The sequence below is a fragment of the Pseudomonas sp. A34-9 genome, from assembly GCF_029543085.1.
Taxonomy (GTDB): Bacteria; Pseudomonadota; Gammaproteobacteria; order Pseudomonadales; family Pseudomonadaceae; genus Aquipseudomonas.
Map to the genome: position 1 here is coordinate 3,024,619 of NZ_CP119967.1, position 15,321 is coordinate 3,039,939.

Below are 15,321 nucleotides of genomic sequence, written 5' to 3' on the forward strand. Positions count from 1 at the left end.
AATACCTCACACAATGCCAGTGGCGTAGAAAGTGCCGATCACTACGAAAACCGCGAGGGTCTTGATCAGCGTAATACAGAAAATGTCTTTATAGGCTTCGCGGTGGGTCAGGCCGGTGACCGCCAGCAGGGTGATGACCGCGCCGTTGTGCGGCAGGGTGTCCATGCCGCCACTGGCCATCGCGGCGACGCGGTGCAGCACTTCCAGCGGAATATTCGCGGCGTGGGCCGCAGTGATGAACTGCTCGGACATCGCCGCCAGCGCAATGCTCATGCCGCCCGACGCGGATCCGGTGATGCCAGCGAGTAAGGTCACGGTGACGGCTTCGTTGACCAGCGGATTGGGAATCTGCTTGAGCCAGTCCGCCAGCACCAGAAAGCCCGGCAGCGACGCGATCACCGCGCCGAAGCCGTATTCCGACGCGGTGTTCATCGCCGCCAGTAAGGCGCCGCTCACTGCACTTTTGCTGCCTTCGGCGAGCTTGCTGCGAATCGCCTGAAAACCAAACGCCAAGACCATCAGAATGCCAATCAGCAACGCCGCCTGCACCGCCCAGATTGCCGTCAGTTTGGCGATCTCGGTGGTGACCGGCGTGGCCATGCCTGGCAGTGCGAGGCTGTGGGTCTTGCCGTACCACTGCGGAATCCATTGGGTGAACAGCAGGTTCATGATGCCCACCGCCAGCAACGGTGACAGAGCAATCCACGGGTTTGGCAGTTTCAGGTCTGCAGCGGTTTCCGGCTCGTTGCGAAGTTCAGTGCCGTAGCCTTCGCCAGCACGCTGGGCCTTGTTGCGCTGGCGCTGCAGAAACAGCATGCCGGTGCAGAACACGAAAATCGTGCCGATCACCCCCAGCCAAGGCGCCGCCCAGGCGGTGGTGTTGAAGAAGGTGCTGGGGATGATGTTCTGGATCTGCGGCGTGCCGGGCAGGGCGTCCATGGTGAAAGAAAACGCGCCCAAAGCGATGGTCGCCGGGATCAGTCGCTTGGGGATATTGCTCTGGCGGAACATCTCGGCGGCAAACGGGTAAACCGCAAACACAACGACGAACAGCGACACGCCGCCGTAAGTGAGCAAGGCGCAGACCAGCACGATCACCAGCATCGCCTGTTTGGTGCCGAGCAAACGAATGGCCGCAGCGACAATCGAGCGGGAGAACCCCGACAGTTCGATCAACTTGCCGAACACGGCGCCGAGCAGGAATACAGGGAAATACAGTTTGATGAACCCGACCATTTTCTCCATGAACACCCCGGTGAACGCCGGGGCGACGGCGGAAGGGTCGGTGAGCAGCACGGCGCCGAGGGCGGCAATCGGGGCGAAGAGGATAACGCTGTAGCCACGGTAGGCGGCCAGCATCAGCAGCGCCAGGGCTGCCAAGGCAATGATCACACTCATGGTGTGTCTCTCCAGAATTGTTATTTTTGTGGGTGGAACGGGTGTGGGAGAGGCTATAGCGAGATCTGTGCCAGATATATAAGATCTTGAAATATATGGATATTATTGGTTTTTGCTGAAGGGAATTCAGATGTTTGTCTCGTTTTAGAGACGTGGTTAAGCCGAAAAGATCGCAGCCTTCGGCAGCTCCTACACAGAAAGTCGCATTCTCCCGTGTAGGAGCTGCCGAAGGCTGCGATCTTCTGATCTTGAAAAATCCATCTACAAAAAGAGATATGTGTCTCTGTTTAGAGATTCAGGCGATTCCCAACGCCACCATCTTCTTGTACAACGTCGACCGCCCAAGCCCCAATCGAGCCGCCGCTTCCGGCACGTTCCCCGCACATTTCGCTAGAGCGGTCTGAATCGTTTGGCGATCGAACCGCTCCCGCGCCTGAGCGAATGTCTCCTCAGCCAGCGCCTCCATCATCGGTACCGACCCACGTTCGACCGGCGTCAACGTACCAATCGCCGCACGAATATCCTGCTCGGTGAGCATCAAGTCATCACTGAGCAACGCCGCCCGCTCCAGCACATTGCGCAGCTCGCGAATGTTCCCCGGCCAGGCGTGTTGCCCGAGCAGTTCGAGCGCATCACGGTGCAGCTCATGCTGACTGCGCAGCTCCTCAAGGATCGCTTCGCCAAGCGCAGGCAGATCATCAAGACGCTCACGCAATGGCGGCACCTGAATCGGCAACACATTGAGGCGATAGTACAAATCGGCGCGGAACTCACCGCGTTTGATCGCCGCTTGCAGATCGGTCGAGGTCGCGGCAATCACGCGCACATCGCTCTGAATCACCTCGTTGGAACCGACCGGTTCGAACTCTTTTTCCTGCAATACGCGCAGCAGCTTGCTCTGCAAGGGCAACGGCATGTCGCCAATCTCGTCGAGAAACAACGTGCCGCCCTGAGCGATCTGCAACTTGCCGGTGCGGCCCTTGCGGTCGGCGCCGGTAAACGCGCCCGGCGCGGTGCCAAAAAATTCCGCCTCCAGCAGCGCCTCGGGAATCGCCGCGCTGTTGATGCTGACGAACGCTTTGTGTGCCCGTGGCGAGGCACTGTGAATCGCCTGGGCCAGCAACTCTTTGCCGGTGCCGGTTTCGCCAAGCAGCAACACCGGCGACTCGGCGCTGGCACTGCGCCGGGCACGGCGTTTGACTTCGAGGCTGGCGGCGCTGGTGCCGATGAAATGGGCGAAGTTGTATTTGGTCTGCCGGGCGCGCAGCAGAGAGCGGGTCGAGGCCAGTTCTTCCTGCATGCTCAAGTAGCGTTTGAGCATCGGCGACAGCGTGCGCAACTCGTCGAACAAGGCAAACCCGATCGCGCCGATCACCGTGCCGGCGTCGTCATGAATCGGCAGGCGCATGACCACCAGAGGCTCTTTCGGGGTGTCCTGCATGTCCAGAAGGATGGGCCGCCCGGTACGCACGACTTCGCGCAACAGACTGCCGGGGATCACACTCTCACACGGCTTGCCGATTGCGCCTGCCGCCGATTCAAGACCGAAACGCCGGGCGTAACGCTCGTTCATCCAGACGATGTTGGCATCGCGGTCGACAATCACCGTGCCTTCGCTGGACTGCTCGATGATCTCGAACAGCGAACGGATCGCGAGGGTGCGCACCCGTTGGTAGTCCTTGAGGCTTTCGGTGGTGTTCATGGAGGCTGATCCCGATTGTATGTTGCCTGTGCCGGCCCTTTAGCGAGCAAGCTCGTTCCCACAGTGAATCGGGTTGTTCACACACGTTGTAAACGACCGTGAACCTTGTGGGAGCGAGCTTGCTCGCGAATGCCGTGACCCGGTTTCAGGTCGAGCACAGATTATGCCTACCCCGGATGCGCCGCCGCCAACAGCTCTTTGGTGTAGGGATGCTGCGGCGCATCAAACACATCATGACTGGCGCCTCGCTCGACCACTTTGCCGTCCTTGATCACGATCATGTCGTGGGCCAGGGCGCGCACCACCGCCAGGTCGTGGCTGATGAACAGATAGGTCAGCCCGTGTTTTTCCTGAAGCTGGCGGAGCAGGGCGACCACTTGTTTTTGCACCGTGCGGTCCAGCGCCGAAGTCGGTTCGTCGAGCAGAATCAGCGCCGGTTTCAGTACCAGCGCCCGCGCGATGGCGATGCGTTGGCGCTGACCCCCGGAGAACTCGTGGGGATAGCGATGGCGACTTTGCGGGTCGAGGCCGACTTCTTCCAGCACGCGGATTACTTGTTCGTCGCACTCATCAGCGGTCGACTCGCAGTGCACTTCCAGACCTTCGCTGATGATCTGCGCTACTGACATGCGCGGGCTCAGACTGCCGAACGGATCCTGGAACACCACCTGCATTTGCCGGCGCCACGGCCGCATCTGCTTCTGATTGAGGCCGTCGAGCGCCTGGCCCTGAAAGCGGATACCGCCCTCGGAGTCGAGCAAACGCAGGATCGCCTGGCCCAATGTCGACTTGCCGGAACCGGATTCGCCGACGATACCCAGCGTCTTGCCACGCTGGATACTCAGGCTGATGCCATCCACCGCCCGCAGGTATTGCTTGCGCTGGAACAGCCCGCCGCCGACGACAAACTCAACCTTCAGGTCATCGACCTCCAGCACGTTCTCGCGCTCATCCCGGGGCAGGGCTTCGCCTTCGGGTTCGGCGTTGAGCAATACGCAGCTATAAGGATGTTTCGGTTCGGTGAACAGGACTTCGCAGGGCGCCTGCTCGACGATTTCCCCGGCCTTCATCACGCACACGCGCTGGGCAATGCTGCGCACCAGATTGAGGTCGTGGCTGATCAACAGCAGCGACATGCCCAGGCGTTGTTGCAGGGATTTGAGCAGTAGCAGGATCTTGCGCTGCACCGTCACGTCGAGCGCCGTGGTCGGCTCGTCGGCGATCAATAGCTCCGGTTCGCAGGCCAGCGCCATGGCGATCATCACCCGCTGGCGCTGTCCGCCGGAGAGTTGATGCGGGTAAGCCTTGAGGCGTTCCCTGGGGTTCTGGATGCCCACCAGTCCGAGCAGTTCGAGGATCCGCGCCTGCGCCGCTTTACCGCCGAGGCCGCGGTGCAGCAGCAGGGTTTCGCCGATCTGTTTTTCAATGGTGTGCAGCGGATTCAGCGAGGTCATCGGCTCCTGAAAAATCATCGCGATGCGGTTGCCACGCAGTTCGCGCAAGACCTTGGGATCGGTGCCGATCAGTTCCTGCCCGCGATAGCGAATGCTGCCAGTGGTTTGCGCTTCGCTTTCGGGCAGCAACTGCAAAATAGAGTGGGCGGTCACCGATTTGCCCGAGCCCGATTCGCCCACCAGCGCCAGACACTCGCCGGGGCGGATGTCCAGGCACAGGTCGCGCACCACGGTCTGGTCATGGAAGGCAACGTTGAGGTTACGGATTTCAATCAGGTTGTCAGTCATGGCCACGCTTCAGGATCGAGGGTCGAACGCGTCACGCAACGCTTCGCCGATGAACACCAGTAAAGAAAGGATCAGCGCCAGGGTGAAAAACGCCGTCAACCCAAGCCACGGTGCTTGCAGGTTCTGTTTGCCCTGACCGATCAACTCACCCAGCGAGGCGCTGCCGGCGGGCATGCCGAAGCCGAGAAAATCCAGTGCGGTGAGGGTGGAAATCGCCCCGGTCAGAATGAACGGCAGGTAGCTCAGTGTCGCATTCATGGCGTTGGGCAGAATGTGCCGGAAAATCACCTTGCGGTCGGTCAGGCCCAGCGCGCGGGCGGCTTTGACGTATTCCAGATTGCGTCCGCGCAGGAACTCGGCGCGCACCACATCCACCAGCGCCAGCCACGAAAACAGCGCCATGATCCCCAGCAGCCACCAGAAATTCGGCTCGACGAAACCGGAGAGGATGATCAACAGATACAACACCGGCAACCCCGACCAGACTTCCAGCAAACGTTGCCCGAGCAAGTCGACCCAGCCACCGTAGTAGCCCTGCAATGCCCCGGCGGCGATGCCTATGAGGGCGCTGACAAAGGTCAGCATCAAGGCAAACAGGATCGACACCCGTGCGCCGAAAATCACCCGCGCCAGCACATCTCGCGATTGATCGTCCGTGCCCAGCCAGTTGACCGACGTCGGCGGGCTCGGCGCCGGTTTGTTGAGGTCGTAGTTCGGCGTGTCGTCACTGAATGGAATCGGCGGGAACAGCAGCCAGCCACCGTCCTTGCGAATCAGGTTCTGCACATAGTCGCTGCGGTAATCGGCCTGGAACGGCAGTTGCCCGCCGAACTCCTGCTCGGTGTGTCGCTTGAATACCGGGAAGTACCATTGGTCCTGATAGCTGACGACCAAAGGCTTGTCGTTGGCGATCAACTCGCCACCCAGCGTGAGCACAAACAGGCCGATAAACAGCCACAGCGACCACCAGCCACGGCGGTTTTTCTTGAAGCGTTCGAAGCGACGACGGCCCAGAGGCGAGAGCTTGAACATCAGGCGTTCCTCGCGGCGAAATCGATACGCGGATCAACCATCGTGTAACACAGGTCACCGACGAGTTTTATCAGCAGGCCGAAGAGGGTGAAGATGAACAGCGAACCGAACACCACCGGGTAATCCCGCGAAACCGCGGCTTCGTAGCTCATGCGTCCGAGGCCGTCGAGGGAGAAGATCACCTCGATCAGCAAGGAACCGGCGAAGAACACGCTGATGAACGCCTGCGGGATGCCGGACACCACCAGCAGCATCGCGTTGCGGAACACATGCCCGTAGAGCACGCGACGTTCGCTCAGGCCTTTGGCGCGCGCGGTGACCACGTACTGGCGCGTGATCTCATTGAGAAACGAGTTTTTGGTCAGGATCGTCAGCGTGGCGAAACCACCAATCACCAGCGCCGTCACCGGCAGCACCAGGTGCCAGAAATAGTCGACGATTTTGCCGAGGGTCGACAGCGATTCGAAGTTGTCCGACACCAGGCCGCGCACCGGAAACCAGTTCAGCGACGTGCCGCCGGCAAACACCACGATCAGGAACATCGCAAACAGGAACGCCGGCATCGCGTAACCGATGATGATCGCCGTGCTGCTCCAGATATCGAAATGACTGCCATGGTGTACAGCCTTGCGGATACCCAGCGGGATCGACACCAGATAGGTGATCAGCGTCGCCCATAACCCGAGGGAGATCGTCACCGGCATCTTTTCCAGGATCAGGTCGGTGACCGTCGCGCCACGGAAGAAGCTTTTGCCGAAATCCAGTTGCGCGTAGTTCTTCAACATCAGCCACAAGCGTTCGTGGGCCGGTTTGTCGAAGCCGTACTGTTTCTCGATGTCCTTGATCAGTTGCGGATCGAGACCGCGACTGGCCCGTGACGTGCCACTCATGGTTTCGCTGGCGCCGCCACCGACACTGGCGCCGCCGATCCCTTGCAGGTGGGCGATGGCCTGTTCTACCGGACCGCCGGGCGCGGCCTGGATGATCACGAAGTTGACCAGCAGAATGATCACCAGCGTCGGGATGATCAGCAGCAGGCGCCGCAGTATGTAACCCCACATCAGTGCGGTCCTCCGGGTCTGCCACGGGCGATCTTCTCGGCCGTCATCTGTTGATTGGTCAGCGGCGTGCTGCTGATTTCCCACCAGCTCTCGATGGCTTCGTCATTACTGGCTTGCACCGAGGGTATGCCGAAACGGTTCCACCATACGGTCGAGGTACCCGGTGGATAGTAGTTGGGAATCCAGTAGTAATTCCATTGCAGCACCCGGTCCAGAGCATGGGCGTAGTGCAGCATGTCGGACTGCGTGGAGGCGCGGATCAGCCCGTTGATGAGCGTATCCACTGCCGGGTTTTTCAACACCATGTAGTTGTTCGCGCCCGGGTCATTGGCCGACGCCGAGGCGAAGTAATTGAGCAACTCGCCTCCCGGCGAAGTGCTGACCGGGTAGCCGGTGACGATCATGTCGTAATCACGACTCATCAGGCGATTGACGTATTGCGAGGAGTCGATGCGGCGAATGTTCAGGTCGATGCCGATCTGTTTCAACGTACGCTTGTACGGCAGCAACAAGCGATCCATGCCGTTCTGGCTGACCAGGAAGGTGAAGCTCAGCGGTTCGCCCTGGTCATTCACCAGTTGATCGCCATCCGGCTTCCAGCCGGCCTGTTCGAGCAATTCGAGGGCCTGCAATTGTTTGTCGCGGATCAGGCCGCTGCCGTCGGTTTTCGGCGCTTCAAAGACTTTGCTGAAGACTTCGTCGGGAACCTGGCCGCGCAGCGGTTCGAGAATTTTCAGTTCCTGCGCATCGGGCAATTCGCTTGCGGCCAGTTGCGTGTTGGAAAAGTAGCTCTGCTGACGGATATACATGCCGCGCATCATCTGCCGGTTGCTCCATTCGAAGTCCCAGAGCATGGCCAGGGCTTGGCGCACGCGGCGATCGGTGAATACCGGTTTTTGCAGATTGAACACAAACCCCTGGGCCGACTGGGGTGCCTCGGTGGCCAGATGCGCTTTTTGCAGGCGTCCGTCGCTCAGTGCGGGGCTGTCGTAGCCGATCGAATAGCCGGTGGCCGAGAACTCGCGGTTGTAGTCATAGGCGCCGCCCCGCAGCACTTGCCGGGCGACGTCGGTATCACCGAAGTACTCGATGCTGAAATGATCGAAATTGTAGAGGCCGCGACTGACCGGCAAATCCTTGCCCCACCAGTCGGCATTGCGCTCAAAGGTGATGCTGCGCCCCGAATCGACTTTTCCAACTCGATAAGGGCCGCTGCCCAGTGGTGGTTCATAGCCGCCACCCCCGGCGAAATCGCGGCTCTTCCACCAATGCTCGGGAAATACCGGCAGGGTCGCGATGTCTAGTGGCAGGGTACGGTTTTCATTGCTCTTGAAGTCGAAACGCACGGTCAACGGGCCTTCCACTTCGACGCTTTTGACGTCAGCAAACTGGGTGCGATAACGCAGGCTGCCCTGGGTCATCAATAAATCGTAGGTGTAGCGTACGTCTTCGGCGGTAATCGGCTTGCCATCAGCAAAACGTGCCTTGGGATTGATGAAGAACCGCAGCGACAGACCATCATCCGAGCGCTCCATCTTTTGCGCGACCAGTCCGTAAACCGTGTAAGGCTCATCCAGCGAACGCTGGGCCAGCGGCGAATAGAGCAAACCATCGATCTGCGTGACGCCGATGCCTTTGTCTATATAAGGAAGAACATGATCGAAGTGGCCGATCTCGATGGCCGAGCGGCGCATCGTCCCGCCCTTGGGTGCTTGCAGGTTGGTGTAGTCGAAGTGACTGAAGCCGGCAGGGTACTTGGCGGGTTCGCCATAAACAGTCAGCGCGTGTTGCGGTGCAGCGTTCGCGCCGGTGGCGCCCGTCAGCAGGGCGAGGGCGGTGAGCATCAATGTGGGGAAAACCAGTCGCATTGTCAGCCTTGGAACCGGGAAATCGATAAGCGCAAGTTGTACGCGAGAGGCGCGCCAGTCGCCAGCCGTATATGTAACTGAAACACAACGGCCCACCAGAAGGCGGGCCGTTGGCAAGCAATCAGGCGACGGATCAGTCCTGACGGCTGGTGACTTCCAGCAGGTGATAACCGAACTGGGTTTTCACTGGACCTTGCACGACATTGATTGGCGCGCTGAAGACCACGGTGTCGAATTCCTTGACCATCTGGCCAGGACCGAACGAACCCAGATCACCGCCCTGGCGGCTGGACGGGCAGGTGGAGTTGGCTTTGGCGACTTCGGCGAAATCAGCGCCGCCTTCGATCTGGGCCTTGAGTTCGTTGCACTTGTCTTCGCTGGAAACCAGGATGTGGCGGGCAGTGGCTTTAGCCATGGGGAAACTCTCCAATCTATTTCAGTAAAGTGTGGAGCCTACCGGATTCAGTGGGCGAATTCTCGGCAAAGTTCCGTTCGATTGTCCGTGGCTTTGATCAGAGATTCGCGGCGTGCAGACGTTCGGCGTGTTCAACGTACAGTTCAATCGGGTCGGGCAGGGTAGTGATGGTGCTGGCTGTGCGGCGCAGGCTGCCCAGATGGTCCAGCGGATAGTCGGAGCGGATAACCTGCCCCAGATGAGAACTGAAGCGACCGACGAAACCGTCATTCTGCTGCGTCTCGGTCATGAAGTATTGCGATAGCGCATGGCAAATGTTCCGGGCCGGATCGAGGGTCGATGGACTGTGGGCCGGCAGGACGCCGCTCCATGAGTAATAACGCACCCCATTGACTTGCTCCGCGCCCTGGCCGCCCCAGCTCCCGGGCAACCCCTGAGGAAACTTGTCGTTGAAATCGCCCACGCCTTCTGTCGTCAGCGCATTGAGTGCTGCCAGTGCGTTTTGCGGCAATCTCGCGCTGCCACTGAGCAACGAAAGAAAGTTGCCAAACAGGGTCGCCACATTCTGTGCGACCGCCTCGGGCAGCCGCCCGGGCACCAGTGCCTTGCGCAGAAAGTCAGCCATTTCCGAGCCATGGTTCGGGCCACTGACGGAGGTCACCGAGGCGACGGCGTGCGGGGCGAGCGCGGCAGCGTATCGAGCAGCCAATGCGCCCTGGCTGTGTCCGATGAGATTGACTTTGTCGGCACCTGTGCCCCGCAAGACACGATCAATCTGTGCAAGCAGTTGCTCTCCTCGTATTTCGTTTTTATGGGTGGCAGACAGGTGCGGAACAAACACTCGGCTGCCGCTGGCTTTCAGCGCGTTCTTTACGTCATGGAACAGCTCAAAATGACCGATGCGCTCAAATCCGAACAGGCCGTGTACCAACAGGACGGGATAACGAGTTGAAGCATTCCGTTGCATGTTCTTACCTTTTTCGCAGAAGTTCATCGGGAAGTCCGGAGGCCACTCTAAAACACTCGTCCCGTTGACGAAGTAAGAAGAGGCTTCTCTTGACCGTTGAATCTGGACTAGGGGCTGTACGAATTTTCAGATACTTATGAAATCCGAATCGGAAGTTGCGGCCATCTTTCGCTTGGTTGATAGCGGTTCTGTGCAGTTTGCCTACTCAGTTGGATGCTTTTGCCGGGAGGCTGCGGCGGATCGGGCTGACATCGAAAATGTGAGAGGGCGCGTTAAATGTTGGCTGTCGACGCCGTCCACCGAGACGGCGTTTTTTCCAAGGAATGGAGCCACTAATGCACACCCATGAAGTCGAGTTTTGCTACCGGATGCGCCACCCCGTCAGTCCCTGTGTGGCGAGCGAACTGCTGCCAGCGCCGACCCTCGATTGTCTGGAGGGGGCGGTGCTTGACCCTTCTCTTGGCAAGGTCGTTGCCCGTATTGCCCCTTATGCAAACATGACCTGTGGCGATCAGTTGCTGTTGAGTTGGGACGGTCTGGATATAGAGGGCTTTGCTTATCAGCATGAAATGGTTCGTTATGTCAGCGAAGCCCAGGTCGGCAAGGATGTCGTTTTCGTTATCAAAGGCATGCACGTCGCGGCTCTGGATGGCGGTTCGCTGGAGGTCTACTGGAAGCTGCTCAGTGCGGGCTCGTCCGCTCCTGCGCTATCTGCACGCATGCAATTGTCTGTGGGAGATACTCCGACGCAGTTGCTTGCGCCAGTTGTCGAAGGGGCGATAAGGGGAACACTGGATCCGGACCGAGTGACGGAAGGCACGCTAATCGTGCTCCAGCCTTACGCCCGAATGGCGGTGGGGGATCGGGTCAGGTTGCTGTGGGGCGCTGAGGCATTGCCCGCAACGTTCAGCGACAGCTTGAAGGTTGAAGCCTGTGCTGTCGCTGACGTGCTGTCATTCTGGGTTGACGGGGCGCACATCGCTGCGCATCTCGGTGGCGAAGTGATGGTCAGCTATCGAGTCGAGCAGGCCGATGGAGCAGTTCGAGAGTCCGAGGCGACAAGAATCCTCGTCGCTCCGCTCCTTCGTGGTGAGCTGGATGCTCCCGACGTGCTGGAAGCTGAAAATGGCGTGTTGCTGAGAGAGGATTCAGTCGATGGTGTCACCGTCGTGATCGGCAATGCCCAGACTCAGGAAGGTGAACTGGTTTATCTCAAGTGCGACGGCGATCTTTTCAACCACCGGGATGACCGTGAGATCACTCGGGAAACGGCGGGAAAGCCGCTGATCTTTATCGTGCCTCACCGGTTCTGGCGTGAACACCATGGCACGACCGTGCGTGTGGCCTACACGGTTGAACGTCTGGACGATGTCAGTCAGGCATCGGCGGTGGTGCAGGTGCAAGTGGAGGCATAGCGGGAATGTGGCCAGCCCTCCGGATTGCACTGAACCCGGAGGGCAAGCCTGGTCGTCAGACTTTTGCCTGTCCCGCCAGGCGTTGTGCGGCGTCAAGGAGCAGGTGTTCCGTTGCGCTGAAACCGAGGCAGCCATCGGTAATCGACACCCCGTAACGCAGGGACTCGCTCAGTGGCTGGCAGCCTTCGAACAGGTGCGATTCAATCATCATGCCGATCAGTGCGCGATCACCTTGCAGGCGTTGCTCGAGCACTTCGTTGAATACGCCTGGCTGGCGCAATGGATCTTTGCCGCTGTTGGCGTGGCTGCAGTCGACCATGATTCGGCCTGGAATCTTCAGTCGGTTCAGGTCAGCGTGGATTTTTGCCACGCTTTCGCGATCATGGTTCGGCCCTTTATGGCCCCCGCGCAATACCAGATGGGTGTCGGGGTTGCCTGGCGTTTGAATGATGGCCGGATGACCTTGGCTGTCGACGCCGAAATGCCGGTGCGGATGGGCTGCCGAACGCATGGCGTCAACCGCAATGGCTGCGCCACCGTCGGTGCCGTTCTTGAAGCCGACCGGCATGCTCAATCCACTGGCCATCTCCCGGTGAATCTGCGATTCAGTGGTGCGGGCGCCAATGGCCACCCAGCTCAACAGGTCATCGAAGTAGCCGGCGGCCATCGGTTGCAGCAATTCTGTGGCCACCGGCAAGCCGAGACGGATCATTTCCAGCATCAGTTCGCGCGACTGGGTCAGGCCGCCAGCCATGTCATCACTGCCATCCAGATGCGGGTCGTAGGCCAGGCCTTTCCAGCCGACCGTGGTACGCGGTTTTTCGACGTAGGCGCGCATCACCAACAGCATTTCGCCGCTGACTTCTTCAGCCAGGCGAGCGAGCTTGCCGGCGTACTCCAGTGCGGATTTGGGATCGTGGATAGAGCAGGGACCGACGATGACCAGCAGACGCTGATCCTGGCCGTTAAGAATGGCGCGAACCGCCTGACGATGGATGGCGACTTGCTGACTCAAGGCATTGCTCAGGGGTAGTTGCTGTTTGAGTTGCAACGAGCTGGGCAGGCGCAGAGTCAATGCTTCGTTGGCAGAATCGAGAGTGGACAGTGGCAGGGCAGAAACGGACGAGTTCATATTCGGTCTTCCTGGGCTGGCGGCGGGTGCTTCCCGCTCACTCGGCCCTACTGGGGTGTTCGACAATTGGCCGTATTGGCTACGTGTGTGTGCTTGCCACCTTTGGGTGACCGATCGGAGGCGGCAGGCTGTCCCGAGCGGAAGCTGGTAAATCGCCAGGCGCTAAAGCTGTCGTAACGGTAATAAGTGGCGTAGTTCATGTCGTGAATCCTCAAAGTGTCTGGTGTGTTGCTGAAAAAGTGTGGGGCTGAAAAAACAAAACCCCCGGTCGGGAGGCCGACCGGGGGTTGAGAATTCTCTGGTAGGCGACCCGTTGTTATGGGCGCCGTTTGGGTATCAGGCGCGCCAGTGGCTAAACCAATACCCAAAATAAAAGCTGACCGGAGCGCAAACGTCATTCGCCCGGGCAGCCGCAACCGAGCGCGGGGCGCTGGCGGTACGAAGCTGTGAGAGGGCGTTGAACATGGTCTGTCTCCGATGAATGGGCCGAGCTTACTAGACGCCGATACGCCTCAGCAATCAGAAATTGCTATCGCCTGATCAACGAAACGCCTATTGCTAGAGTCAGGCAAGAGTGGTGACACTCTGTGCCTTGCTTGATTGCCAAGGATGAAACGTGTCGACATTGACTATTGCTGCTGCGCAAACCATTTCCATCGCCGGTGATCTTTCTGGAAACATTACCCGGCATAGTCGCTTCATTGAGATCGCTGCGGAGCAGGGCGTCGAATTACTGGTTTTCCCCGAGTTGTCGCTGACTGGCTATGAGGGAGAGGTCGCGGCAACGTTGGCGATAGACCCGCAAGATGCCGTGCTGCAACCTCTCAGGGATTTGGCCCGAGCGCTTGGCATAACTGCCGTCGTCGGCATGCCGATCCGGCTGAAGAGCAGCGCTTCGGTTTTGATCGGTGCCCTGGTCCTGGGCGCTGATGGCTCGCTCGGTGTGTACAGCAAGCAGCATTTGCACTCGGGCGAGGAGCTTGTATTTGCCCCGGGTCTCGGCGGGCCGCCGCTGAACATTGGCGGCGAAGTGATCGCATTGGCGGTGTGCGCCGATTTCTCACATGCCAGCCATGCTGCAGCGGCCGCCGATCAAGGCGCTGACGTGTACGCGGCCGGTGTATTGATCAGCGAAAAAGGTTACGCAGCCGACACAGCGATACTTCAGGGTTATGCTCGGCAACACTCGATGGCGGTGCTGATGGCCAATCACGGTGGGCTGACCGGCGGTTGGCAATCCGCCGGGCGCAGTGGCATCTGGTCTGAAGACGGTTCGTTGGTCGTTGCGGCGCCTGGGGCGGGCGATCTTCTGGTAATCGCCCAGCGTCACGCGGGTGCATGGCAGGGGCGAATAGTTCCTGTTGTGCAAGCCTGATGACATTGTGCTTGCGTCTCGCGGCTCCAGAGGATCTGGCGTTTGCCCGCGGTCTCACCTGTCAGAACATGCTGCGCTACTACATTCACCATGACCTGTTATGGCAGGACGAGGCGTTTGACGTGGCGTGGGCGGGGCGGCAGAACTGGCTGATAGTGCAGGGCGATGTGCCGGCAGGTTTTCTCAGCCTCAGCCGGGATATGCGCGCGTTGTACATTCGTGAACTGCAGATTGCTGAAGCGTTTCAGGGGCAGGGCGCGGGTTCCTGGGCGATTGATCAGGTTATCGACATGGCTCGCAAAGAGAAGCGTCCGGCTTTGCGGCTGACCGTATTCGAAAATAATCCGGCGAGAAACTTGTATGAAAGAAAAGGCCTACAGGTTCAGGGCGCGGATGAGTGTTTTCTGCGAATGCAGCTTGATATCAGTACACATGTGCTCTGAAACCCACGGCCGGCAAGCCTTCAATGATGAATTGAAACTTTTTAAATGACGCTTTCCGCTAGGTCTGCGTGGCACTTTTTGCTAAGGTGTCCGGCATCCCAATATGACCATATCGCGAGGTGTCTGCTTGATTAGGGTGCTAGTGGTCGATGACCATGATCTCGTTCGTACAGGCATTACACGTATGCTGGCCGATATCGATGGCTTGCAGGTGGTTGGCCAGGCCGAATCCGGGGAAGAGTCCCTGATCAAGGCCCGAGAGTTGAAGCCCGATGTGGTGCTGATGGACGTCAAGATGCCTGGCATCGGCGGCCTGGAAGCCACGCGCAAACTGTTGCGCAGTCATCCGGATATCAAGGTGGTCGCGGTTACGGTATGTGAAGAGGATCCTTTCCCGACACGCTTGCTGCAGGCAGGTGCTGCGGGCTATCTGACCAAGGGCGCGGGTTTGCCGGAAATGGTCCAGGCCATTCGCCTGGTGTTTGCCGGCCAGCGCTATATCAGTCCGCAGATTGCCCAGCAATTGGCGATCAAGTCTTTTCAACCGTCCAATGATTCGCCCTTCGACGCCTTGTCCGAGCGGGAAATTCAGATCGCATTGATGATTGTCGGCTGTCAGAAGGTACAGATCATTTCCGACAAGTTGTGCCTGTCGCCGAAAACCGTGAACACCTATCGCTACCGTATTTTCGAGAAACTTTCGATCAGCAGCGACGTCGAGTTGACACTGTTGGCGGTGCGTCACGGCATGGTTGATGCCAGCCTCTGACC

The 15,321-nt window shown here is 59.1% G+C and carries 13 protein-coding genes; 4 read left to right on the forward strand and 9 right to left on the reverse strand.

The features are described from left to right. Positions 1–6: 6 nt before the first annotated feature. The 8 genes from P3G59_RS13460 to P3G59_RS13495 form a co-directional block, all read right to left on the reverse strand. On the reverse strand, positions 7–1,398 hold the full coding sequence (locus P3G59_RS13460) for a GntP family permease (protein ID WP_277761940.1): 1,392 nt from the start codon (positions 1,396–1,398) through the stop codon (positions 7–9). A gap of 295 nt (positions 1,399–1,693) precedes the next feature. Then, complete coding sequence (locus P3G59_RS13465; RefSeq protein WP_277761941.1) at positions 1,694–3,100, reverse strand: sigma 54-interacting transcriptional regulator; 1,407 nt, start codon at positions 3,098–3,100, stop codon at positions 1,694–1,696. A gap of 167 nt (positions 3,101–3,267) precedes the next feature. Next, positions 3,268–4,842, reverse strand: coding sequence for an ABC transporter ATP-binding protein (locus P3G59_RS13470; RefSeq protein ID WP_277761942.1), 1,575 nt, complete (start codon positions 4,840–4,842; stop codon positions 3,268–3,270). Between the two features lie 9 nt (positions 4,843–4,851). Further along, the gene (locus P3G59_RS13475) at positions 4,852–5,874 is read right to left on the reverse strand and encodes an ABC transporter permease (RefSeq protein WP_277761943.1); all 1,023 of its coding nucleotides are present in this window, start codon (positions 5,872–5,874) and stop codon (positions 4,852–4,854) included. Next, the gene (locus P3G59_RS13480; protein ID WP_277761944.1) at positions 5,874–6,935 is read right to left on the reverse strand and encodes a microcin C ABC transporter permease YejB; all 1,062 of its coding nucleotides are present in this window, start codon (positions 6,933–6,935) and stop codon (positions 5,874–5,876) included. Before P3G59_RS13480 ends, P3G59_RS13475 begins: the two co-directional genes overlap by 1 nt. Beyond that, on the reverse strand, positions 6,935–8,803 hold the full coding sequence (locus P3G59_RS13485) for an extracellular solute-binding protein (protein ID WP_277761945.1): 1,869 nt from the start codon (positions 8,801–8,803) through the stop codon (positions 6,935–6,937). Before P3G59_RS13485 ends, P3G59_RS13480 begins: the two co-directional genes overlap by 1 nt. Positions 8,804–8,936: 133 nt before the next feature. Continuing rightward, the gene (locus P3G59_RS13490; RefSeq protein ID WP_007912303.1) at positions 8,937–9,218 is read right to left on the reverse strand and encodes a peptidylprolyl isomerase; all 282 of its coding nucleotides are present in this window, start codon (positions 9,216–9,218) and stop codon (positions 8,937–8,939) included. A gap of 97 nt (positions 9,219–9,315) precedes the next feature. Further along, on the reverse strand, positions 9,316–10,185 hold the full coding sequence (locus P3G59_RS13495; RefSeq protein WP_277762148.1) for a triacylglycerol lipase: 870 nt from the start codon (positions 10,183–10,185) through the stop codon (positions 9,316–9,318). 335 nt (positions 10,186–10,520) lie between these two features. On the opposite strand from P3G59_RS13495, the gene P3G59_RS13500 reads away from it, so the two are divergent. After that, positions 10,521–11,600, forward strand: coding sequence for a hypothetical protein (locus tag P3G59_RS13500; protein ID WP_277761946.1), 1,080 nt, complete (start codon positions 10,521–10,523; stop codon positions 11,598–11,600). 55 nt (positions 11,601–11,655) lie between these two features. Here the strand turns inward: P3G59_RS13500 and P3G59_RS13505 are convergent, their stop codons facing one another. Continuing rightward, positions 11,656–12,732, reverse strand: a complete 1,077-nt coding sequence (locus tag P3G59_RS13505; protein ID WP_277761947.1) for a 3-deoxy-7-phosphoheptulonate synthase — start codon at positions 12,730–12,732, stop codon at positions 11,656–11,658. A gap of 616 nt (positions 12,733–13,348) precedes the next feature. Between P3G59_RS13505 and P3G59_RS13510 the strand changes: the two genes are divergently transcribed. The 3 genes from P3G59_RS13510 (at position 13,349) to uvrY (ending at position 15,319) form a co-directional block, all read left to right on the forward strand. Next, on the forward strand, positions 13,349–14,107 hold the full coding sequence (locus P3G59_RS13510) for a carbon-nitrogen hydrolase family protein (protein ID WP_277761948.1): 759 nt from the start codon (positions 13,349–13,351) through the stop codon (positions 14,105–14,107). Further along, positions 14,107–14,550 carry a GNAT family N-acetyltransferase gene (locus P3G59_RS13515; RefSeq protein ID WP_277761949.1) on the forward strand — a complete coding sequence of 148 codons (444 nt, stop codon included), beginning with the start codon at positions 14,107–14,109 and terminating at the stop codon, positions 14,548–14,550. Before P3G59_RS13510 ends, P3G59_RS13515 begins: the two co-directional genes overlap by 1 nt. A gap of 127 nt (positions 14,551–14,677) precedes the next feature. Next, complete coding sequence (gene uvrY, locus P3G59_RS13520; RefSeq protein WP_016984198.1) at positions 14,678–15,319, forward strand: UvrY/SirA/GacA family response regulator transcription factor; 642 nt, start codon at positions 14,678–14,680, stop codon at positions 15,317–15,319. Positions 15,320–15,321: the final 2 nt, after the last annotated feature.